19 protein-coding genes are annotated in these 22,440 nt (G+C 34.4%); 8 read left to right on the forward strand and 11 right to left on the reverse strand.

Features of this window, described 5'->3' with window-relative positions:
- Positions 1-21 precede the first annotated feature (21 nt).
- From ES674_RS01530 to ES674_RS01550, 5 genes are all read left to right on the forward strand, one after another.
- Positions 22-2,835: a TonB-dependent receptor gene (locus tag ES674_RS01530; protein WP_148402226.1), complete on the forward strand. Its 2,814-nt coding sequence runs from the start codon at positions 22-24 to the stop codon at positions 2,833-2,835.
- Positions 2,836-2,871: 36 nt separating this feature from the next.
- A complete protein-coding gene (locus ES674_RS01535) occupies positions 2,872-4,044 on the forward strand; it encodes a multidrug transporter (protein WP_148402227.1) in 1,173 nt (390 codons plus the stop codon).
- 161 nt (positions 4,045-4,205) lie between these two features.
- Complete coding sequence (locus ES674_RS01540; protein WP_148402228.1) at positions 4,206-6,506, forward strand: inorganic phosphate transporter; 2,301 nt, start codon at positions 4,206-4,208, stop codon at positions 6,504-6,506.
- Between the two features lie 366 nt (positions 6,507-6,872).
- Positions 6,873-7,607, forward strand: coding sequence for a LytR/AlgR family response regulator transcription factor (locus ES674_RS01545; RefSeq protein WP_148402229.1), 735 nt, complete (start codon positions 6,873-6,875; stop codon positions 7,605-7,607).
- A 5-nt stretch (positions 7,608-7,612) separates the two neighbouring features.
- Positions 7,613-9,565 carry a tetratricopeptide repeat-containing sensor histidine kinase gene (locus ES674_RS01550; protein WP_148402230.1) on the forward strand — a complete coding sequence of 651 codons (1,953 nt, stop codon included), beginning with the start codon at positions 7,613-7,615 and terminating at the stop codon, positions 9,563-9,565.
- A gap of 131 nt (positions 9,566-9,696) precedes the next feature.
- On the opposite strand, the gene ES674_RS01555 is transcribed toward ES674_RS01550, so the two are convergent.
- Positions 9,697-10,578 (reverse strand): T9SS type A sorting domain-containing protein, encoded by an 882-nt coding sequence (locus ES674_RS01555; RefSeq protein WP_148402231.1) that lies wholly within the window; start codon positions 10,576-10,578, stop codon positions 9,697-9,699.
- 284 nt (positions 10,579-10,862) lie between these two features.
- On the opposite strand from ES674_RS01555, the gene ES674_RS01560 reads away from it, so the two are divergent.
- A complete protein-coding gene (locus ES674_RS01560) occupies positions 10,863-11,588 on the forward strand; it encodes a DNA alkylation repair protein (RefSeq protein ID WP_148402232.1) in 726 nt (241 codons plus the stop codon).
- Between the two features lie 22 nt (positions 11,589-11,610).
- Here ES674_RS01560 and ES674_RS01565 read toward each other — a convergent pair whose 3' ends face one another.
- Positions 11,611-12,177 carry a DUF3109 family protein gene (locus tag ES674_RS01565; RefSeq protein WP_148402233.1) on the reverse strand — a complete coding sequence of 189 codons (567 nt, stop codon included), beginning with the start codon at positions 12,175-12,177 and terminating at the stop codon, positions 11,611-11,613.
- Positions 12,178-12,337: 160 nt separating this feature from the next.
- On the opposite strand from ES674_RS01565, the gene ES674_RS01570 reads away from it, so the two are divergent.
- Both ES674_RS01570 and ES674_RS01575 read left to right on the forward strand, forming a co-directional pair.
- Positions 12,338-12,541, forward strand: coding sequence for a hypothetical protein (locus ES674_RS01570; protein ID WP_148402234.1), 204 nt, complete (start codon positions 12,338-12,340; stop codon positions 12,539-12,541).
- Positions 12,541-13,143: an FAD-dependent oxidoreductase gene (locus tag ES674_RS01575; RefSeq protein WP_148402235.1), complete on the forward strand. Its 603-nt coding sequence runs from the start codon at positions 12,541-12,543 to the stop codon at positions 13,141-13,143. Before ES674_RS01570 ends, ES674_RS01575 begins: the two co-directional genes overlap by 1 nt.
- A gap of 10 nt (positions 13,144-13,153) precedes the next feature.
- Here ES674_RS01575 and ES674_RS01580 read toward each other — a convergent pair whose 3' ends face one another.
- The 9 genes from ES674_RS01580 to ES674_RS01620 form a co-directional block, all read right to left on the reverse strand.
- On the reverse strand, positions 13,154-14,743 hold the full coding sequence (locus ES674_RS01580; protein WP_148402236.1) for a S41 family peptidase: 1,590 nt from the start codon (positions 14,741-14,743) through the stop codon (positions 13,154-13,156).
- The gene (locus ES674_RS01585; RefSeq protein WP_148402237.1) at positions 14,740-15,174 is read right to left on the reverse strand and encodes a deoxycytidylate deaminase; all 435 of its coding nucleotides are present in this window, start codon (positions 15,172-15,174) and stop codon (positions 14,740-14,742) included. The genes ES674_RS01580 and ES674_RS01585 overlap by 4 nt, the downstream gene beginning before the upstream one ends.
- A gap of 93 nt (positions 15,175-15,267) precedes the next feature.
- Positions 15,268-15,858, reverse strand: coding sequence for a HupE/UreJ family protein (locus ES674_RS01590; RefSeq protein WP_148402238.1), 591 nt, complete (start codon positions 15,856-15,858; stop codon positions 15,268-15,270).
- A gap of 84 nt (positions 15,859-15,942) precedes the next feature.
- Positions 15,943-16,842, reverse strand: coding sequence for a mechanosensitive ion channel family protein (locus tag ES674_RS01595; RefSeq protein WP_148402239.1), 900 nt, complete (start codon positions 16,840-16,842; stop codon positions 15,943-15,945).
- Positions 16,843-16,979: 137 nt separating this feature from the next.
- Entirely contained in the window at positions 16,980-18,434 is a 1,455-nt protein-coding gene (gene cls / locus ES674_RS01600) for a cardiolipin synthase (protein ID WP_148402240.1), read from the reverse strand.
- Between the two features lie 10 nt (positions 18,435-18,444).
- Positions 18,445-19,344, reverse strand: coding sequence for a DMT family transporter (locus tag ES674_RS01605; protein ID WP_148402241.1), 900 nt, complete (start codon positions 19,342-19,344; stop codon positions 18,445-18,447).
- Between the two features lie 102 nt (positions 19,345-19,446).
- On the reverse strand, positions 19,447-20,838 hold the full coding sequence (locus tag ES674_RS01610) for an NAD(P)-binding domain-containing protein (RefSeq protein ID WP_148402242.1): 1,392 nt from the start codon (positions 20,836-20,838) through the stop codon (positions 19,447-19,449).
- A gap of 318 nt (positions 20,839-21,156) precedes the next feature.
- Positions 21,157-21,936 (reverse strand): glucose 1-dehydrogenase, encoded by a 780-nt coding sequence (locus ES674_RS01615; protein WP_148402243.1) that lies wholly within the window; start codon positions 21,934-21,936, stop codon positions 21,157-21,159.
- An 87-nt stretch (positions 21,937-22,023) separates the two neighbouring features.
- Complete coding sequence (locus ES674_RS01620; RefSeq protein WP_148402244.1) at positions 22,024-22,440, reverse strand: DUF2141 domain-containing protein; 417 nt, start codon at positions 22,438-22,440, stop codon at positions 22,024-22,026.

Here is a 22,440-nt window from a genome sequence, read left to right on the forward strand (position 1 = left end):
AAGAAATTTTGTAAAAAACACATGAAATATTTACTGCTTAATTTAATAATATTCACCTCTTTTTTAGCTCATGCTAATAATCCAGGTTCACTAGTAGGAAAACTTACCGATAAGGAATATAACAATGAACCACTTCCGTATGCGAATGTCATTATAAAAGGATCCACCAAAGGAACCACTACCGATATGGATGGTTTATATAGCATAGACAATCTAGAACCTGGCACATATACCATCGTTTTTAGTTTTGTAGGTTACCAAACACAAGAAATTGAAGCAAATATTATTGCCGGAAAGGTTACAGAAATCAATTTACCTATGGCTATTAGTGCGGCGTCATTAGATGAAGTGATTATTACCACGACAATAAAACGCGAAAGTGAAATTGCTTTATTACTAGATCAAAAAAAGGCCGTTGAAATTAAACAAAGTATTGGTGCCGAAGAACTTTCCCGAAAAGGTGTAAGTAATGCAGCCGGTGCGGTTGCTAAAATATCAGGCGTTTCCAAGCAAGAAGGCTCTAGCAATGTATATGTGCGCGGTTTAGGCGATAGGTATTTAAATACCACCCTAAATGGTTTGTCTTTACCCTCTAATGACGTGAATAAAAAGAATATAAATTTAGATTTATTCTCTTCAGATATTATAGAAAACATTTCTATTAGTAAAGCCTATTCCACGAAGTTTTACGGCGATTTTTCTGCGGGAAATGTCAATATCAATTCTAAAGACTACACCGGCAACGGATTTTTGGATGTATTTACGGGAACCGGATTTAACACCAACGCCATTAGCCAAGACTTTGTAAGAAGTGAAGGCACTGGCTATTTTGGCTATTATGGGCGGAATGATCATAATCCGTTTGCGGTAGTATTATCACATGGTATCGATCCCGTTTCTGCTGGAACCCCAATAAATGTTAGCTATGGTGCCTCTGCTGGGAAATCGATTCACTTTAAAGATGGTTCACGCATAAGCTTTTTTGCAACAGCGGCTTTTGAAAACGGTTTTGAATACCGCCAAGGTACTACTAGAGATTTCACACTTACAGAAAAAAAAGCCTTTGTTGATAGTGCGGAAGAATATGAATACGGCACCACAACAACCGCCATGGCAAGCATAAATTATAAAATAGACAACAGTAATACTATAAAATACAATTCGGTTTTCATAAATAATAGTTCCGATGTGGTGGGCTATTTTGGAACCAATGGCAATGGAAGAAACAGAGACGCTATCCAAAATACAGACGAAGGTTTTTACCAGATGAACGTCCAATTTGATCAAACTAAAATGTTTGTCAACCAATTATTGGGAACTCATAAATCCGGAAAAATTGAAGTGGATTGGGGATTTGGTTATAATTATGTGAATGCCGACCAACCAGACCGTAAACGGATTAGTTTGGAAAATTACCATTTCGCTTTGGACAATAATCCAGCTACCAATCCTATTTTTTACTCTAACGTGGATTATGATAATCAACGCTACTTTCAGAAAATTACAGATGACGAATATAATGGAAATATCAACTTTGCTTATGACGTTTCCGAAAAAGCAAAGCTAAACATAGGCTATAACGGAAAAAGCAAAACGCGCGATTTTAATAATATTCGCTATGGTTATGATATTCTTCAAGGTAATACACCAGTTACCGATGTTCATAATTTCAACTCTATTTTCTCATTAAGCAACCTTCAAACAAATCAAAACACGGATGGTATTTATGAGATTAAGGTTATCAAACCTACTCCTGGATATTCCAACACGAATAGTTCTGGACTTTCGGAAAACACTTACCAAGGTCGGTTGGACGTTTACGCTGGCTATATAAATGCAGAGCTAAAAGTTGGCGATAATTGGTTGTTTGTGCCCGGCGTGCGCTTCGAGTCTTTTGAGCAATACATAGCATTTGATGTTATCAATTTAGGTTTAAAAGGCATTGATAACATTATAACTAAAGACAACTTATTTCTACCAAGTTTAAATGTTAAGTACAGTATTAATGAAGACCAAAATTTACGTTTTTCCGCCAGTCAAACAGCTTCCTTACCTGAATTTAAAGAAGTAGCTCCTTTTGTTTATGAAGATATTTCAACTCGGGTCGGTGGAAATCCCGATTTACTAGAAAAAGGCTTTTCTAAAATTTACAACGTCGATTTTAAATACGACTGGTTTTTTAGTAATAGTGAAATTTTATCGCTAGGAACTTTCGCAAAGATCATTAAAAACCCCATTAATCTCGTCGTTGGAGCCGATGCCACCGGAACGCAACGTTATTTTAGAACTGGAGACAAAGCCACCGTTTATGGTTTTGAAGTGGAAGTTAGAAAAAATATTATAACGGATGAAAATGATAACACCAATTTATCCGTCGGATTAAATGCCACATATATGCACACGTCGCAAGATTTATATTCAAGAATTGATGGAGAATTTTACGACGTCAGTTTCAATAAAACCAAAGAAAATTTGCAAGGTGCTTCACCCTTTTTATTGAATGCCGATATCAGTTATTCCCCAACATTTAAAAATTACAAACCAGTAGCCAATTTAGTATTCTCCTACTTCTCGGATAGAATAGATGCTTTAGGTTCTGGTCAATTAGGAAACGTCATTGAAAAAGGTCTACCCACTTTAGATTTCATTTGGAAAAACAGTTTCAAAAATAATTTTGAAGTCAACTTAAGTGTCATGAACTTACTAAATCCAACCGTAAAATATATTCGAGAAACAACGTTGGGCGATATCGTTGTGAATTCATCAAACGGGAAAGGCGTAACAGATTACAAACGCGGTATGGACGTGGGCTTACAACTTAAATATTCATTTTAATAAAAATTTAAATAATAAACAATTAAACTAAAAATTATGAAAAACAATGTAATTCTAGGATTAGCAATCGTATCGATGCTTTTCTCATGCTCGTCTGATGATACTTCGGACATTATTTTAGATAACAACAACGGCAATAACAACCCAGACAATTCTTGCACAACTATTACTGCTGCTCAATACACCACAGATTTAGAACTAGAGGCCAACACATGTTATGTTATTAATGGCCCAGTAATTATGGCGGCTGGCACAAACTTAATCATCCATGAAGGTGTAACTATTTATGCAGAAGCTACTGGCGCCGATGTTTATATTGCTATTTCTCAAGGCGCAAAAATACGTGCAAATGGAACATTAAATAATCCAATTGTTTTAACGTCTAATGCGGCTTCACCTTCGGCTGGCGATTGGGGAGGCTTAATTATTTTAGGAAAAGCGCCTATTAACTCCGTAACGGGAACTGCAACCTCTACTTCTGAAATTGCGAGCTTACCTTACGGTGGAAATATCAGCAATGATTCATCTGGAACTATTCGGTATATGCGTGTAGAATATTCTGGTGGTGCTGCCGATGGGCAATCGGAAAACAATGGTTTTTCTTTTTACGGTGTAGGAAGTGGAACCGTAGTAGAATATATCCAAGCCTTTGAAGGCAAAGATGATGGCGTCGAATTTTTTGGCGGAACCGTTAACGTTAATTATGTGTCAGTAATTAATGCACAAGATGATTCAATTGACTGGACAGAAGGTTACACAGGAACCATTACAAACGCTTATGTTTTACATGGTAACGAACATGATAAAGGCATTGAAGCCGATGGTTTTAACACCGATTTCAGTAATGCTGGCGGTTATTATTCAAAACCAACTGTAAATAATTTAACTATTATTGGTTTAGGAACCGCAACCGATCCTGGAAGTGAAGCTATTCGTTTAAGAGCTGGAACGCAAGGCATTTTCAATAATGTGTTGATTCAAGGTTATGGTGAAGGTTTCGATTTAGATGGTGATTTAGGAGATAACCCTACTGGAAACGGTGTGGTAAATGGCGATTTAAAGGTTTCTAATATCACATTTGTAGATGTAACGCTTACTATGAAAAATGATACGGAAGTAATTTTTACAGAAGCCGATTTTATTTCAGGAGTTGGAAATGGAACGGGAACAGATTATACAACTTGGGGTGCAGGATGGACTATTGAGTAAAGTATAGAATTAGTCTAAAGTTAAAAAGGCATTCTTTCGGGAATATCTTTTTTTTTGTTATTAACGGTGAAAACAAATTTATAATAACTGAAAAATTAACAATTAGGTAACATTACTATTCCAAACACTACGGATATTTGCAAACTATTTTAAAGTAACATATGGATAATATATACTTATTAATGATTATTGCCTTGGCCGTTTTAGCAGTAGCTGATTTGGTTGTAGGTGTTAGTAATGATGCTGTAAACTTCTTGAATTCAGCCATCGGATCTAAAGCCGTTTCCTTTAAAACGATTATGATTGTTGCCAGTGTTGGTGTAGCAGTTGGAGCCGTATTTTCCAGCGGTATGATGGAAGTAGCCCGCAAAGGTATTTTTAATCCTCACGAATTTATGTTTAGTGAAATCATGATCATTTTTATGGCCGTGATGATAACAGACATTTTATTACTGGATTTTTTCAACTCGGTAGGTATGCCAACATCAACCACCGTTTCTATTGTGTTTGAATTGTTAGGAGCTTCCGTGGCTATGTCATTAATAAAAATAGGACATGATGGCGGTAGTTTTACGGATCTTGTCAATTACATTAACACCTCCAAAGCAGCCGAAATCATTTTCGGAATTCTGCTCTCGGTCGTCGTCGCATTTTCCATTGGTGCTGCAGTACAATGGGTTGCTCGATTAATGTTATCCTATAATTTTGAAAAAAAAGCGAATTGGGTAGGTGCACTTTTTGGCGGGATGGCTTTAACATCCATTACGTACTTCATTTTTATTAAAGGCTTAAAAGGCATGGCATTTGCCGATGATCCTATCGCTATGCTGAATGGTGCTACCACCAACGAATTTCTTGATAATCAAGTCATCCTAATTCTTTTAAGCAGTTTAGTTTTATGGACCCTGTTTTCCTATTTATTAATTACCGTTGTAAAAGCAAATATTTATAAATTAGTTATTTTAGTAGGAACCTTCGCTTTAGCATTAGCATTTGCAGGAAACGATTTAGTAAACTTCATAGGTGTTCCTATTGCTGGTTGGTTATCCTATACAACTTGGGCGGCTTCGGGTCTTCCTGCAGAAACCTTCAGCATGGGTTTCCTTGCAGACAAAGTAGCAACTCCAACCTATCTTTTAGTAGGCGCTGGATTAATTATGGTAGCAACCTTATGGTTTTCAAGTAAAGCCAAAGCAGTTGTAAAAACATCCTTAGATTTATCCAGTCAAGGTGAAACCAAAGAGCGTTTTCAACCTAACTTTTTGTCACGTAGTTTTGTCCGTTTTGCCGTTTTAGGTTCTCAAATGTCTGCTTATGTTTTACCAACTTCTTGGCAAGCTAAAATTGACAAACAGTTTGAAATACCTGTTTATAATTTAAATAAGGATAAAACTTATGAATTACCAGCTTTCGATTTAGTTCGTGCTGCCGTAAACTTAATGGTTGCAGCTGTATTAATTTCCGTTGCAACATCCATGAAGTTACCATTATCTACAACTTACGTAACCTTTATGGTGGCCATGGGTTCATCATTAGCAGATCGTGCTTGGGGAGCAGAAAGCGCCGTTTATCGCGTAGCTGGTGTATTAAATGTTATTGGTGGTTGGTTTGTAACCGCTTTCATAGCCTTTGTTGCAGCTGCTATAATTGCCTATCTATTAAATTGGAATGTGAATGTAATGGTTCCTGTTTTATTATTATTCGCAGGGGTTTTATTAGTAAGAAACTATATTTCTCACAATAAGAAATCTAAAGAATTAAAAGCAGAAGATAGTTTAACACGTGCTGAAAGCAGCTCTATTCAAGGTGTTATTCATGAAAGCACCAATAACATTGCTAATGTTATTAAACGTGGAAATCGTATTTACACCAATGCTATTAATGGTTTAGCCAAACAAGATTTATCATTACTTAAGAAGAATAAAAAACAAGTTGTAAAACTTGGAAATGAAATTGATGAATTGCGAGATAACATATTCTATTTTATCAAGAATTTAGATGAATCTAGTGTAGCTGCAAGTAACTTCTACATTAATGTATTAGGTTATCTTCAAGATATAATACAATCGTTAGAATACATCTCGAAGGTCAGCCATAAACACGTTAATAACAACCATAAGAAATTAAAGTTCAGTCAAATTAAAGAGCTGAAAGAGGTTGATGCCCGTTTTGAACGTTTATTCCAAAACACGAAAGCGGCTTTCGACTCGCGTTCTTTTGAAGAAATCGGCGAGATTTTAAGTAGAAAGAAAGAGATTACAGATATGGTAACACAAAAAATCCATAAGCAAGTGGAACGCACTAGAACAGAAGAATCTAGTCCGAAAAACACAACGCTATATTTCAGTATTCTTTTAGAAACGAAAGATTTGTTAAATGCCACAATGAATCTTTTAGAAGAATATCATAATGCACATGATAGTTCTGTAGAACCCGCAACGGTTCCAGATCCTGAAGAATAATTGGAATTATATTTATAAACAAAAAGCATCTCAATTGAGATGCTTTTTTGGTTTCAAAGTGTTTCCAGTTTCTGATACTAATGGAAAACAAAAAAGGCTAGATAAATCTAGCCTTCTGTTGATTAATAGCACATACCCTTTAATAAATGCTAAATCGTATAATAATTTAATAGCAATGCTAATGTCTGAATTAAATAGACATCAACCTCTAATTATTGTATGATTGGTAATAAATTATGTGTATTTGGTAAATATGCGAGTCCTATTAAACAAAAACTTGCTTTTATCTCATATCTGAAATTTTATTCATGACGTTTTCAACAAGAAAAAACGAAGGAAACGTAATATATTATTATATTTGAAACCATGATACGAGCAGTAATAGTAGACGATGAGCAAAAAGCCATTGAGAGTTTATCTTGGGAACTTACTAATTTTAGCGAGGAGGTTGAAATCATTGCTACTTTTACCAAACCAGAAGCTGCTTTGGAGTATCTGAACTCGCACACGCCAGACTGCTTATTTCTTGATATTAACATGCCAACCATGGATGGTTTTCAGTTTCTAGATAAACTATCTAATCAAGATTTTTCGGTTGTAATTACTACGGCTTATAATGAATATGCTCTAAAAGCCCTCAAGCATGAGGCCATAGATTATTTGTTGAAGCCTATAGATTCGGATGATTTAAAGGAAACTTTTCGGAAAATAAAAAAACATCAAGCTGCAGCATTTCCTATTGCCAAAATTGAAGAGGTTTTAATTAATTTTAATAAAAACTTCAACCAGAAAAAAATCACCATAAATACGGATGGAAAATTAATTTTTCTAGAAACTGATAACATTATTTATATAGAATCCGACGGTAATTATAGCACCTTTATCATGGCAGACAATCAGCGTATTTTGGTAACAAAGAAATTGAAAGAAGTGAATGCCATTTTACCTGAAAATTATTTTTTCAGAATCCACAATTCCTATATTATAAATTTGAATAAAATTAAGGAATATATAAAAAACGATGGTTATGTGGTGATGCAAACCAATGAGAAAATACCTGTTGCCAGACAACGAAAATCTGATTTTCTAGATAAAGTTTAACTTTTATGAAAACGGTTTTAAACTTTAAAATTTCAAAAAACGCTTTAGTGTTAGTCACTTTATGTCTGTTAAGCAACTTCAGTTTTTCGCAGCAGCAGAATATTCAAGGCTTTTATAAAACTGTGGATAGTGTTATCAAACTAAAACCGCGGAGCCAATCCATTCTGGATTCCGTTTTTATAGGCATTAAGCAAGACACCATTAAACTTTCCTATTTAGTTCATAAAAGTCACCACAGTTCATATCTGGAAGGCGAATGTTTTGCTTTAAATTCTTTAGGTACCTACTTTAGAAACATCTCTAATTATGATCAAGCCATTAATTTATATTCTCGAGCTTTATCCGTTGCCATTGAGAGTAAAAATTTAGAGATGGAAGTGATTAGCCTAAACATGTTAGGTGTTGTTTACCGGCGTATGGACGCCATTCGTTCGGCTTTGGATTACCATAAGCAAGCGCTAGATTTAGCCGAAAATGCGCCTGTAAAAACCTTAGAACTTCGCCGAAGCATCGCCGTTTCTCAAAATAGCATGGGTAATATTTATACGGCATTAAAACAATATGATTTAGCGCTCATTCAGTTTTATAAATCTTTAGCTGTAGAAGAAGAATTAAATAACAAATTGGGCCTTGCCATTAATAATCACAACATTGGTTATGCTAAAGAAAAGCTGGGGTTTTATGATGAAGCCATGGAATATTACAATAAATCATTGCTCTTTAATTATGAAATAGATTCTGAAATTGGCATAGTAATTTGCTTTAACAGCATTGGTAAAGTGTATATTTTCCAAGAGAAATATTACGAAGCCAACCATGTTATTCAAGATGGTTTAAGCCGTTCCATTAAAGCCAATGATCAATTTTATATTGCTATTTCATATATAAATTATGGTTTAACCCAATTGCGTTTAAACAACTTGGAGCAGGCCGAAACTAATTTGATTCAAGGATTGGAGATAGCAAAAAAATTCAATTTGAAATCTTCGGAAATTGAAGCCTATAAATATTTAGCGGAAGTTCATGAAAAAAAGGGTGAATTTGATATTGCTTTAAACAATTATAGAAAGCATGTTTCACTAGATGAAATTTTAACTGGTGAACGTAATATTCAGTACGTAAATGATTTGATTATTAAATATGAAACCGAAAAGAAGAACAATCAAATCAAGGAACTTGCTAGTGAAAATGAGATTGTAAAACTTCGACTAGAGAAAAATAAACGCACACTTTTATTAAGCTTATTAGGTGCTGGTTTAGTATTTATAACCTTGTATGTACTTTACAGACAACGCCAGCTGAAAAACGAAAAGAAAATTCTAACCTTAGAACAAGAAATGCTTCGCAATCAGATGAATCCGCATTTTATTTTCAATTCTCTGAATTCTATAAAACTGTATATTATTAATAATGAGAAGGAAAATGCGGTTTATTATCTCAATAAATTTTCGAAATTAATACGGAAAATTCTGATTGCTTCCACGGAAAAAGAAATTTCATTAGAAGATGAAATTGAAACTATGTCTCTCTATATGAATATTGAAAACATTCGGTTTTCAAATGAGATAGATTATCATGTTGAAATTGATAAAGACTTGAACATGTCTTCTATAAAAGTGCCATCCTTAATTTTGCAACCTTTTTTAGAAAACGCCATCTGGCATGGATTATCAGCGAAAACGCAAAACAAGAAAATTGAATTGGTTGCCCAGAAAAATTCTCCAACCCATTTAACTATTACTATTTCAGATAATGGCATTGGTCGTGCCGCTGCAGATATTATAAAGAATCAGAAGAAAATAAAACAACATTCTATTGGTATCCATATTACGAAAGCGCGACTTGAAAATTTCTCTAAAAACTTCAAGGAAGATTACCACATTAGCATCCGCGATTTATACGACTCCGATAATGTAGCCGCTGGAACTCAAGTTATTTTGAATATTCCTATAAAATAAAATGTTAGCTTTTGTTAGGCATTCTATTTATTTAAAACCACCAGAAGCTTTATCCTCTATATCTGCAAAAGAAAAACTCTTGGTGGTTTTTTATTAAATAGTAAAAAACTCAATAATTTTGGGTTTTTTTATTATTTCTTAATAAATTTTATAGGTTGTCTTGGTTCACCATCTTTTGTCGGACGAAGAATGTACATTCCAGAGCTTAAATTGCTGGCATGTATTCTAATATCATTAGTATAACTAGAAAAAGATGCTTTTTGAACCAGTTTCCCAGTAACATCGTAGATGTCAAAATTTAATGTATTAAAACTCCCTGGAACATCAAGTAGTATATAATCTTGAACCGGATTTTGTTTTAAAGAAGCTTCATTTCCATAAACACCACCATCATCTGTAGTTAAAGTAGCACCAGCTGCCACTATAATTTGCCAAAAATTAAGAATAGCAAGTTCTCCTACTCCATAATCATACAAAACAAGTGTCCATTTACCATTCAGTTCTTTCCCATTAAAATACGTAGTCATATCTATCGGGCTATGACTAGGATAATTCGCTGAACTTAAAGTTGGTAAATAATTTCCTGACGGTATATCAGCGGTAGCTGGGATAGACGCCGCATCAATTAAATCAATGTTTTCAGAATTAAACCCCAGTATATTAGTAGGTGCAAATTTTGAAGAATCACCGCAAGATGCGGCCGTACCCGCTCCTATTCTACGAATAAGTGTAATAGCTTCTCCTGAAGGACTAACAAGATCCACAACCACATCACCCAACCAGTCAGCTGTTAAACCCATGTTAATTGTAATTTTTGATGGGTCGAGAATGGTACCTGAAATAGGAACCGTAATTTCAGACATTTGAACTCCAGGTTGTGTTTTAAACCCACAACCTCCTAGCCTATTTTCTGCTACCGCAGGAGCTGTAACCGTGTTGTTTTGATAGGTTTGTGCTTGCGTAAATCCCACTGCAAGGATTAAACAGCATGTAATAATGATAAATTTTTTCATAATAAATTAAGTTTTGGTTAATAATTAAATTGTATGTCTGAAACTTTATGTTAACTCCAATTTGAAATTTCAAATATGATAACCTGTGAAAGCAGTACATAACCATTAATGCTAGAATTATAAATAGGTTAACATGTGATCCTTTTTTTTGTTTATTATATTTGAAATATCATAATCATATCAATAAGGAAAAGGTTGAGGCATTAAATGAATAATATTCGGCTCCTAAAAACAGGTTTTCAAGTATAGATATCTCCGAATTGAGATTAATTAAAGTAAAATAAATGACTTATAACGAAATCATAGATTGTCTTTATGACTTAAAAGATCCTGAAAAAGTAATTTTTAAAGCGAAGAAATTCGGAATAATCTCAAACAATTCTTTAGGTATTTATCATCAAGATTTAAAAATAATTGCCAAAAAAATCGGTTCTGATACTGACCTTGCTTTACAACTTTTTGACAGCGGAATATATGAAGCGCGATTATTGTGCAGCAAAATATTCAAACCCAAAGATATTACTGACCCTTTGATGGAAACATGGGTTAGCACCTTTGAAAACTGGGAAATATGTGATAGTTTCTGCATGGGACTTTTCTCAAAAAGCCAATTTGCAATTCCTAAAATATTGGCATGGAGCACACGTGAATACGAATTTGAAAAACGAGCAGCTTTTGCAACCTTGGCTTCTTATTGCATGGCTGATAAAACTTCAAAAAATGAACTATTCGAACAGTTTTTTACCATTATTAAATGCGAAGCACATGATGACCGCATTTATGTGAAAAAAGTGGTTAATTGGGCTTTAAGAAATATAGGAAAACGCAATGTTGATTTGAATAGAAAAGCAATAGATGTTGCCTACGAAATTTTAGAACAGGAGCATAAATCAGCAAAATGGATTGCAAAAAACGCATTAGCAGAACTGCAAAAAGACCATATTAGGATGTCTGATTATCCAAGATCAGAATACAGAAAACCTAAAATGAAAAATCAAGAATTATTTTAGACTGCTTCTCGTCTACAAGAGTTTAAGTCTGTTTTTCAGCAACCTTTTCAAGTTCCTTGTACCAATCTTCACCGAATTTCCGAATCAAGCCTTCTTTTACAAATTTATAAATAGGCACTTGCAATTCCTTACCTAAAATGCAGGCATCATCACATATGTACCAACGGTTATAATTTACCGCAGAAAACTCGGTATATTCTTGAACACGAATAGGATATAAATGGCAAGAAACTGGTTTTTTCCAATCAATTGCGCCAGCGTTATAAGCTTGCTCTATACCACATAAGGCCGTCCCTTTTTTATCAAAAGTTACGTAAGCACAGTCTGCACCATCAATAAGTGGCGTTTCTAGTTCGCCATTTTCGGTGGTAATAAACTTTCCTTGCGCTTCAATGGCATCAATACCAATTTGGCGTAAAAACGGCTTTACTTTTGGGTAAATATCTTCTAAAATCTGGGATTCAGCTTTTTCAAGTGGTGCACCGGCATCACCATCTATACAACATGCGCCTTTGCAAGCGGATAGGTTACAGACAAAATCTTTTTCAATAATGTCTTCTGAAACTATGGTTTTTCCTAATTGAAACATGTTGCAAAAATAGACAAACTTTCGAATAGTTTAATGATGTAACTTTAGTAATAATGGTCTAATTTTGTAATATTAAAAATTAACGTCCTTATTTGTTTGAATTTTCAGACTTTTTCTAATTGAGAATGGCGTTTAAAATCCTTTAAAATTTCAGGTTCTTATGAAAATACTCACCCTTATCCTATCGCTTATAGCCGTTGTTTTAATTGGGTTTAATGTAACGAAAATTAACTTTAACGATCCTTTTGAAGATTCGAGTACAGTTGCCATTATAACTATTATGGCTTCTTTATGTGCTATTGTTTTATTGCAAATTTTAGCTGTTTCAAAAAAAATAGAAAAAAAATCTAAAAGCCGTTCTTAATGTTTGATGTTCTCGTAATTGGTGGTGGTGCAGCTGGAATGTCTTGCGCCTTGGTTTTAGGTTCTGCCAAAAAACAAGCGTTTGCTGCAGACAAAAATATGGGTATTATTCTTCATCAAAAAACGTCTCATTTACAAACCGCCTTATTCAATAATGTATTAGGATTTCATCCTGGAACTACTGGACAATCTATTATGGATTCAGGAAGAGCGCAATTAAAAAGTGTATATCCACATGTGACTTGCATTGAAAATGAGAAAGTGAAATCCCTTTCAAAAACAGATAATGGTTTTTTAGTTGCAACTAACAAAAAAGAATACAGTGCAAAAATTGTAGTTATCGCCGTTGGTTATTCTGATTTAATTACCATTTCTGGTTTAGACACTTATATTGAATTGCATCCGCGCGCTAAAATTGAAAAAGCTCGTATTTGGCTCAAAAATGATGATCATCTTATAGAAGAAGGTATGTATGTTGCCGGAACACTTGCCGGATGGCGCAGTCAATATGCTATTGCTGCAGGAAGTGGCGCCCACGTTGCTACTGATATTTTAACTTTGTGGAATAATGGACAACACGTTAAAGTTCATGACAAAATTTAAAGCCTAAACACTAATCTTTCGCGTCTAGTTTTAATACTTGTTCAATCATCATATCACTTTTATTTATCACTTCTTCAAAGGCACCTTTGCTATAAAGTTGAGAGGCTAAGGTGGCTTTAATATATTGTTTCACTTCTTCTTTATAAGCAACGAAAGTAATATTAGCGTTGGTTTTTGAATTTAAGTAATCTTGGAATGCAATTACAAATTCGTCAGGCACTTCAAAATTATCTATAAAGTCTTGCCGAGCAATATCATCATAAGCATGACGGTTTTTCTCTAATTCTTCAAAAACAAAATTACTTACAAAGCCACGACGCTGTAAAAAAGTTAAGGTTTCATTCTGCATACTTAAATCCAATGCTACAAAAACATCTGGAATAATCCCGCCACCGCCATATACGACTTTACCTTTTGGTGTCGTAAATTTCAGAGAATCTGCCACTATAATCATCTCAGGATCTAGAAATTCGCCACTGCTTAAGCGCTCAAAATAATCATCATAATAATCTTTGTTGCCATTACTATAATTACGTTGAATAGAACGTCCTGTTGGCGTATAATAGCGTGATACGGTTAAACGCACGGCGCTACCATCACCTAAATTCATTTCGCGTTGTACTAATCCTTTTCCGTAAGATCGGCGACCTATAATAGTTCCTCTATCGTTATCCTGTAAAGCACCAGCAACTATTTCACTGGCGGAAGCCGAGTTTTCATCAATTAAAACATATACATCACTATTTTCAAAATCGCCTTTTTTAGTTGCATAACTTTCTTGAATAGTACCACGTTTGTTTTTAGTGAATAAAATAAGTTTGTCATTTTCTAAAAACTCATCTACAATTTGTTCAGCAATTCCTAAAAAACCACCGGGATTACCTCGTAAATCCAATACCAAATCTTGAACGCCTAACTTTTTCAAGTTATTTAGTTCGGCTTTAAATTCTTTAAACGTGGATTCTGCAAAACGGTTAATTTTTACGTAACCCAAAGTTTCTGTCAGCATATAAGCGGCATCCACACTTCGAATTGGAATATGGTCACGTTTTACAGTAAATTTCAGGAGTTTCGGTTCGCCTTTTCGGTAAACTTCCAGTTTAACCTTCGTATCAATCGGACCTTTAAGTTTATTAATAATATCCGAATTACTTAAATCCCGTCCAAAAATAGAATCGCCATTAGCGGTTATAATACGATCGCCACCTTGAATACCTACTTTATCACTTGGGCTGCCTTCAATGGTACGTATAACGGTAATTGTATCATTATAAGTGTAGAAACTAATTCCAATCCCTACAAAGTCACCTTTCATGTTTTCGGTAACGCGCTGCATATCAGCTTTTGGAATATAAACAGAATGTGGATCTAAATTTTCTAAAATACCATTAACCGTAACATCTACAATGCTATCGGTATTAACATCGTCTACATATTCGTAGTCGATATAATCTATAAGGCGATTTAATTTTTCCTTTTTACTATTGGAGGTAAATAACCGATCAGAAGTATCAGAAAAATTCAACTTTCCACCAATAAAAATACCGGCTGCGAGTCCGATGCCTAATAATAATGGTGCATATTTCTTTTTAAAGGTCATTCAGCTGTTAAGTCGTTGATTAATTTTAGGTGAATCCCTGCTTTTTCTAAGAATTGTAAACCGGAGTCATCTTTATAAGCATCCTTGTAAACCACGCGCGTTATTCCGGCTTGGTGAATTAATTTACTACATTCTTTGCAAGGTGATAATGTAATATATAGGGTTGCGCCCATGCAGGATTGTGTGGATGCGGCGACTTTTAAAATAGCATTGGCTTCGGCATGTAATACGTACCATTTGGTATAGCCAGCCTCATCTTCGCAAAAATTCTCAAATCCGGTTGGTGTTCCGTTGTAACCGTCGGAAATAATCATTCTATCTTTTACAATAATAGCGCCAACTTGTTTGCGTTTGCAATAAGATAGTTTGCCCCATTCTGAAGCCATTCTTAAATACGCTTTATCGTACTTAAGTTGTTTTTTTTCTTTCATAAACATGCTTACTTATAGCGAAGATAACGGCTTCCTATTTTAATTACAACCTGACGATTAAAGATTTATGAAAACTTTAGGCAACAGGCGTTTTTACGATAAAAAGTCGCTTTCTATAATCATTGGAATTACCAAACCAATTACCACGGCTGAAATTACCATAACCCAATCGCGTTTTGAAAAACGGAAAATAGTTTGCATAATATAGCCTAGGAAAAGCACCACAAAAACAATGATAATTTGAGCTAATTCAATACCCAAAGCAAACTCCAATAAAGTTAAAAATTTATTGCTAGATTTTCCAACCATCATTTGAAACTCCCGCGCAAAACCTAATCCATGAATGAGTCCGAAAAATAAAGTTGAAAAAAAGAGCACACCCACTTTCTCTTTCTGAGCACCCTTTCCTGCCGTAAATACATTGAAAAGTGCCACTACTAATATTGAAATGGGAATTAAAAATTCCACCAAGGCTGCGTTTACGCTAACTACGCCATAAACAGCTAATAATAAAGAAATGGTATGGCCTAATGTAAAAACAGAGACTAAAAGAAGTACGCGTTTCCAATCTTTGAATAAATAAGCAACGGTTAAAACAATTAGAAATAACACGTGGTCGTAGGCATTGATATCTAAAACGTGATTGATACCATATTCAACGTTAAACCAGAAATTTTCAAGCATTTTTTATGCGGTTTTTTGGGTGTTTTCAAAGATACAATTTAAAATGAATTGACAGAAAACAAGCCGAAAATTAGGAAGGTCTTTTTATTTCTTTTCGGGATTTTTATATTCAACACTCACCGGAATACTAGTTTGTGATCCGTATAGTTTGATTTCTGTAATATCCGCTGGCATGTTCAATCCATTTTCAATGATTACTTGCTTCACATTTTTGATAACGCTACTTTTTACTTCTAACGCGCGTTTTCGGTATTCTTTAGTTTTAGTCCAAAATAGAATTTTTAAATTTACAGAACTCACACCCAAGGATTCCACAACCACAAAGCATTCATGTTCTTCATCTTCAAATACGCCTTCGGTATTTCTAACCGTATTCATGATAACGGTTTTAGCGGTTTCAATATCATCATCATAATCAATACCAACCATAAAATCCAATCTAAAAAAACCATCTTCGGTATAATTATAAACCGCTTTTTTGATAATATCACTATTAGGAATATACACATCCCGACCATCAAAGGTTTTTAATTTTGTGTAACGAAATTCTAGAGATTTAATTTTTCCGAAGATATTATCAACCATCACGGTATCATCCACATCAAACGGACGATTAAAAGACAGAATGATTCCAGAAATAAAGTTTTCACCAACATCTTTGAAAGCAAAACCAATTATTACGGCTGATGCTCCCGCTGCGGTTAGCAATCCTGTGGCAATTCCACCTAAACCAGCGACTTTTAAGGCCATCATAATAACTAGGATTATAACACCTAATTTAACCGTTTTAGACAAAAAATTAATCATTAACGGATCTTGCGCTCTTAAAAGAATGGTTTTTTTGAAGAAACGGGAAATAACATTAGCCAACAAAAACCCAATGACTATCATTAAAATAGCTAAAATAATTTTGGGAACGCGCCCCAAAAAAGTTACCCAATAGGCTTTTACTGATTCTTCAATAAGTTGTAATGATTCCACCATATTTCTTTTGAATATAAAATTTCACTTAAAATTACGGTTTTACAAGCGAAATTTGAGACCAATTGAATAATTTATGAATGCAAGCTTGAAGTAAATGGTAAATAAAATTTTAAGTGAAAATTTAGTTCTACATGGAATTACAGGAAAGGCGAAAGTAATCGCACAAATTTCTCCCAGATGTGTATATATTTTGGTCGGTTTAACCAATTAGCAGCATGGATTTCAGAAGATTCTTTTAAATCTTCTTCAAAGGCATCTTTTAATTGATTGGCAATTTTTTTGCTGTAAATGAGCGCATTGACTTCAAAATTTAAATCGAAACTACGATAATCCATATTTGCGGAACCAACCACAGCTAAATCATCATCCACTACCATAGTTTTTGCGTGAACAAAGCCTTTATTATATTTATAAATTTTTGCACCATAATTCAATAATTCCGTATAATAAGCACTTGCCGCAGCATTAACCATTACAGAATCCGATTCTCCCGGTATTAGAAGTTTCACATCCAAGCCAGCTTGAATAGCAATTATTAGGGAGTCCATCAAACTTTCGCCTGGAATAAAATACGGACTGGTAATATAAATGCTTTTTTTAGCAGAACCGATAGCCTCTAAAAGTGAATAAAAAATTACTGGTTGAATACTGTCTGGACCAGACGCGGCAAATTGAACCACATCATTTTCTAAAACGGAATTTTGAGTATCATCTAGAAAATAGGAGCTATCATAATCTAGTTTATTGGCGCTACAAAAATTCCAGTCGCAAATAAATAGATTCTGTAAATAAGCGGAAGCTTGACCTGTAATCATAATATGGGTGTCCCTCCAAAATAAATGATTGCTACTTTCAAAATCATTTCGGTACCTATCACTCATATTAATACCACCAACAAAACTTACGATGCCATCAATAATAATAATTTTCCGATGATTTCTATAATTCAATCTGTTAGCTAAAGCGTACCATTTTATCTTAAAAAAAGGCGCTGTTTGAACGCCAGCATCTTGAAGTTTTTTTATAAAATCTTTCCCCAATCCATGGCTTCCAAAATCATCATACATAAAACGGACCTCAACACCTTCTTGAGCTTTTTGAATAAGTATTTCTGCCACGGCATTGCCCGTTACATCATTTTCGTAAATATAATATTCTAGATGAATATGAAATTTTGCTTGAGAAAGCGCTTTTAGTAATTCTGGAAATTTCTCTTCTCCATTAAGTAGTAATTTCACTTGGTTGTTTGCCGTTAGTGGACTACTTCCAGCACGACGAACAAATTCTGATAAAGTATGATGTTTTTCGGCTATTAATCCGGAGTTGCTGATGGATTCCGAATAGGTATTCATTTTTTGCTGAATACGCTTTCGGAGTGGTTCGTCTAATATTAATTTTTTAGAATATAGCTTTCGCTTTCTATAGTTTATTCCGAAGGAAAAATAAAAAAGCACGCCAATAATAGGCACAAAAATGATGAAAAGAATATACGCTAAAGCTTTTGTACTACTTCGTGTATCATAGAGCACGCGCATAATAACAAAGATTATGAATATTGCGTAAACAATTTGAACTGCTATAAACCAAGTCATATATCGCGTTTTATCTTTGCACTAACTTGGGGTTTATTTTCTTCTCTCGAATTAAATAAATACCTATTAAAATTAACACCGCGCCAAAAATATACCAAACTGTAAATTTCTCACCATCCAAAACACCCCAAATAACGGCTACAACTGGTAATAAGTAACTAACAGAACTCGCAAAAACTGGCGTGGTATTTTGAATCAATTTATAATATAAAAGCATAGCAATAGCTGTCCCGAAAATAGTTAAAAAACTTAAATAACCAAGAGCTTCAGATCGTTCTGGTGTCATTTCAAAATTTTCAAAAATGCCTGTAAAATACAAAATAACCAATGAAGGAACTGCCCAGAATGTAAATACGGCGGCCGTTAAATCAATAGACGTTAAACCCGGTATTTTCTCTTTAATAACCAAGGCATTCATAGCATAAGAGCCGCCTGCCAGAACAATAAGCATAGCATACCAAAATTGTGAACCTTCCGTATTGGCCTCCGAAAAATAAATAAGACTGGCGGCACCAACAAAACCGATAATAGCGCCCAAAACTTGAGACAGTCTGCTACGTATTCCAAAGAAAAAAAATCCGAAAATCAACACAAATATGGGCACTAGAGAATCTAGAATTCCCGCTAAAGAACTACTTACTTTTTGTTGGGCAATGGGAAATAGAAACATGGGTAGAAAATTACCAAAAAACCCAGCAATGGCCACCCAAAATAGTGTTTTTAATGGCATTTTTTTGAGTGCTGGAATTCCTAAATAAGCTAAAATAAGTCCAGAAACAGCAACGCGAATGGCTCCAATTTCATAAGGTGAAAATGCAACTAATGTTTTCTTTATTAGTATAAAACTACTGCCCCAAGTTAAGGCCAGAATTGTAACCAAAAACCACCTATTTTTAAACAATTTTATCATGGGCACAAAGTTAAAAAGCAATTGCTGAATACAATTGCTTTTTTAAAAGATTTAATAAAGTATTAATGTACAATAAACTTGGTACTTTATGGCGTATAAGTTCTACATAGCATTAATTTCTAACTTTTCAGACAGATCATCTTCACTTTCATTTTGATACAAATAGCGTTCTTTACTATCATCCAATTCATCCATCCAGTCTGTATGGTGGACTTCCGCCATAGTTCCAGTTACCACGCTTTGGTAGGTTTTATCACGATAGGTTAAAATATCTTCTTCTTTATCTTCTAGCCATTCTTTAAACATAACAGCTACTTTATCTACATTAAAATCTGGGTAATCAGATAATGCTAATAAATCTTTAATGTAGGCGGTTTGAAAATCTATATGGTCATTACCATTTTCTAATGTATCATTTTCTTTTAACCATTTATCCATATCTAACCTGCGTTCTGCTTTAGATGGAATTTTAAAATTCCCCATCATATAATCTCTTGCAACCCAAGCCTGCGTATCAAACATATTAAATGTGTAGTATTGATCTTGCATTCCTAAATAAATTAATCTTGGCAAATCATTAAAAATAATGCCTTTATACAAATTATCTGGATAGAGATTATTTTTTGTTTTTAGACGCATTTCATCGGGAAGAAATGGGAATTTATGTTGATAACCTGTACACATAATTACGGCATCAAACTTCTCTGATGTGCCATCTTTGAAATGCGCCATATCATTATCAAAATGGGTTAATAAAGGCACTTCTTTAATACCTTCTGGCCAATTCACACCAATAGGATTACTTCTATAACTTAATGTTACGGATTTGGCACCGTGCTTATAACATTGTACGCCTATATCTTCAGCAGAATAACTACTTCCAATAATTAACAAATTCAGATCTTTAAAGGGGTCGGCGCCACGGAAATCGTGCGCATGCATTACCGAACCTGGGAACTCTTCAATTCCTTTAAAATAGGGCATATTGGGCGTTGAAAAATGCCCAGAAGCCACAATTAAATAATCAAATTCTTCAGAATAGGTTTTATCAATTTTCAAATCGTCTAATACTACCGTGAATTTTTGGCTTTCATCATCAAAACTCACCCAACGGGCGGTGGTATCAAAACGAATGTAATCGCGCACATTATTCTTTTTAATACGACCTTGAATATAATCAAACAACACCGGCCTTGGTGGATAGGAAGAAATTGGTTTCTTAAAATGCTCATCAAAGGAATAATCAGAAAACTCTAAACACTCTTTCGGGCCGTTGGACCAAAGATATTTGTACATACTACCATGTATGGGCTCACCGTATTTACCAACGCCAGTTCGCCACGAGTAATTCCACATGCCACCCCAATTGCTTTGTTTTTCAATACAAACTATTTCAGGAACATCATGCCCTTCCTTTTTTGCAGCTTCAAATGCTCGTAATTGTGCTAATCCGCTGGGTCCTGCGCCAATAATTCCTATGCGTGTTTTTTTCATATTGTAGATATATAAATTTTTCCATCCACATAGTTTAACTAGGCAGATTAATATTAATAATGTTTTTAGTAATGGACTGCGCGATGCAGTGAGAGAGCCGTAAATCTGTTAGAAGATTGTAGGTCTTTTAACGAAGTCGATAAGATACGGCTTTAAGCCTAAAATTCAAAATGATAATACTCGAAAAACAGCTAAAAAGCAATGTTTTTACTTCGGAATTCACTGGATATATCGTGATTTATGTAAAAAAGACGATTATCTCTTAAATAATCGCCTTTTTTCACAATTGTATGATTCTATTTAAAAAATCAGATTTTCCTACATATCTAAAGTTTGCTCACCACCTCCATTAATAAAGATAACTTGTCCGCTTGTCCAACTTGAAATTGGAGCTGCAAAATAAAGTACGGCTCCAGCAATATCTTCTGCTTCACCTAATCTTTTTATGGGTGTATGTTTCAGCATGGCTTTTTCTAACTCTGGCGTTAAAACCGTACTCAAAGCATGTGTTCGTGTGGCTCCAGGTCCAATAGCGTTCATTCTAATATTATCTGGTCCATAGTCGAATGCTAAATTGCGCGTCATATGGTTAATAGCTGCTTTGGAAGAAGCATAAGCACTAATGGCTGGACTTTTATTTATAGACGCCATAGACGACATATTAATGATGCTTCCATAACCCGCTTTTTTCATGTGTGGCGCCACTAATTGGCATAAACGCCACATGCTAAACACGTTCATATCAAAGACTTTTTTAAATTGTTCTACGCTAATATCGTAAGGACTTTCTTTACCAGCGCCACCGCCGCCAACATTGTTAACTAGGATTTCGATACTCCCAAATTCCTTAACCGTTTTATCAACTAGGTTTACTAAAGCATCATCTTTAGTAACATCACAATCTATTGCTATCGCTTTGCCGCCATCCGCATTTATTTCTTTGGCCGTTTTTTCTGCAGCTTCTAAATTATAATCTGAAACAACTACTTTGGCGCCATAAGCTGCTAATATTTCGCAACATGCTTTACCTATTCCTGCAGCGCCACCTGTGACTATGGCGGTTTTTCCTTTTAAGTCAAATAATTTGGATGTATCCATAATACATTATTGTGAAAATATGTGTTTCATAATGTGAGCGTTTTTGTTCTATTTCTTATCACATTCTAATAATAAAGGTGATCTTCATTAATCCACCAATTTAATATCCATAATATGGTCATTTGCGAATGAAAATTTACAGTCTTTAAATTTAGGAGCTGAAAATTTCGGTTTAAAGTTATTTGAGAAACCATAAGCTTCTTTCGGAATTCCCACAAAATTAAGATTACAAATACCATCAGAATTCGCATCATGATACATAGACACAGCATAATCCCCTTTTGGCAAATCAGTAATTACGAGACTTTCAATAGTGCTATTTACGGGTATGCGATAATGTTTAATTTCCGAATCTTTTTCAAGCCAACCATGTTCTGAACTATATATACCAATAATAATATTGCCTTGAAGCGCATCTATATTATGAATATTAATAGTCAATGTCGGATTTTCATTTGATAATAATCCCAGTAAAACGGACAGGTATATAAATAGTGAGTTCAT

Origin of the sequence: Bizionia myxarmorum (assembly GCF_008086205.1) — a bacterium.
Classification (GTDB): Bacteria; Bacteroidota; Bacteroidia; order Flavobacteriales; family Flavobacteriaceae; genus Algorimicrobium; species Algorimicrobium myxarmorum.

Excerpts from the sequence above, each read along its gene's own strand:
- ES674_RS01565 (WP_148402233.1), bottom strand. The coding sequence starts at position 12,177 with ATGTTTCAATTAGGAAAAACCATAGTTTCAGAAGACATTATTGAAAAA.
- ES674_RS01555 (WP_148402231.1), bottom strand. The coding sequence starts at position 10,578 with ATGAAAAAATTTATCATTATTACATGCTGTTTAATCCTTGCAGTGGGA.
- ES674_RS01615 (WP_148402243.1), bottom strand. The coding sequence starts at position 21,936 with ATGGATACATCCAAATTATTTGACTTAAAAGGAAAAACCGCCATAGTC.
- ES674_RS01570 (WP_148402234.1), top strand. The coding sequence starts at position 12,338 with ATGAAAATACTCACCCTTATCCTATCGCTTATAGCCGTTGTTTTAATT.
- ES674_RS01595 (WP_148402239.1), bottom strand. The coding sequence starts at position 16,842 with ATGGTGGAATCATTACAACTTATTGAAGAATCAGTAAAAGCCTATTGG.
- ES674_RS01535 (WP_148402227.1), top strand. The coding sequence starts at position 2,872 with ATGAAAAACAATGTAATTCTAGGATTAGCAATCGTATCGATGCTTTTC.
- ES674_RS01605 (WP_148402241.1), bottom strand. The coding sequence starts at position 19,344 with ATGATAAAATTGTTTAAAAATAGGTGGTTTTTGGTTACAATTCTGGCC.
- ES674_RS01540 (WP_148402228.1), top strand. The coding sequence starts at position 4,206 with ATGGATAATATATACTTATTAATGATTATTGCCTTGGCCGTTTTAGCA.
- cls (WP_148402240.1), bottom strand. The coding sequence starts at position 18,434 with ATGACTTGGTTTATAGCAGTTCAAATTGTTTACGCAATATTCATAATC.
- ES674_RS01620 (WP_148402244.1), bottom strand. The coding sequence starts at position 22,440 with ATGAACTCACTATTTATATACCTGTCCGTTTTACTGGGATTATTATCA.
- ES674_RS01585 (WP_148402237.1), bottom strand. The coding sequence starts at position 15,174 with ATGAAAGAAAAAAAACAACTTAAGTACGATAAAGCGTATTTAAGAATG.
- ES674_RS01560 (WP_148402232.1), top strand. The coding sequence starts at position 10,863 with ATGACTTATAACGAAATCATAGATTGTCTTTATGACTTAAAAGATCCT.
- ES674_RS01580 (WP_148402236.1), bottom strand. The coding sequence starts at position 14,743 with ATGACCTTTAAAAAGAAATATGCACCATTATTATTAGGCATCGGACTC.
- ES674_RS01530 (WP_148402226.1), top strand. The coding sequence starts at position 22 with ATGAAATATTTACTGCTTAATTTAATAATATTCACCTCTTTTTTAGCT.
- ES674_RS01610 (WP_148402242.1), bottom strand. The coding sequence starts at position 20,838 with ATGAAAAAAACACGCATAGGAATTATTGGCGCAGGACCCAGCGGATTA.
- ES674_RS01545 (WP_148402229.1), top strand. The coding sequence starts at position 6,873 with ATGATACGAGCAGTAATAGTAGACGATGAGCAAAAAGCCATTGAGAGT.
- ES674_RS01550 (WP_148402230.1), top strand. The coding sequence starts at position 7,613 with ATGAAAACGGTTTTAAACTTTAAAATTTCAAAAAACGCTTTAGTGTTA.
- ES674_RS01590 (WP_148402238.1), bottom strand. The coding sequence starts at position 15,858 with ATGCTTGAAAATTTCTGGTTTAACGTTGAATATGGTATCAATCACGTT.
- ES674_RS01575 (WP_148402235.1), top strand. The coding sequence starts at position 12,541 with ATGTTTGATGTTCTCGTAATTGGTGGTGGTGCAGCTGGAATGTCTTGC.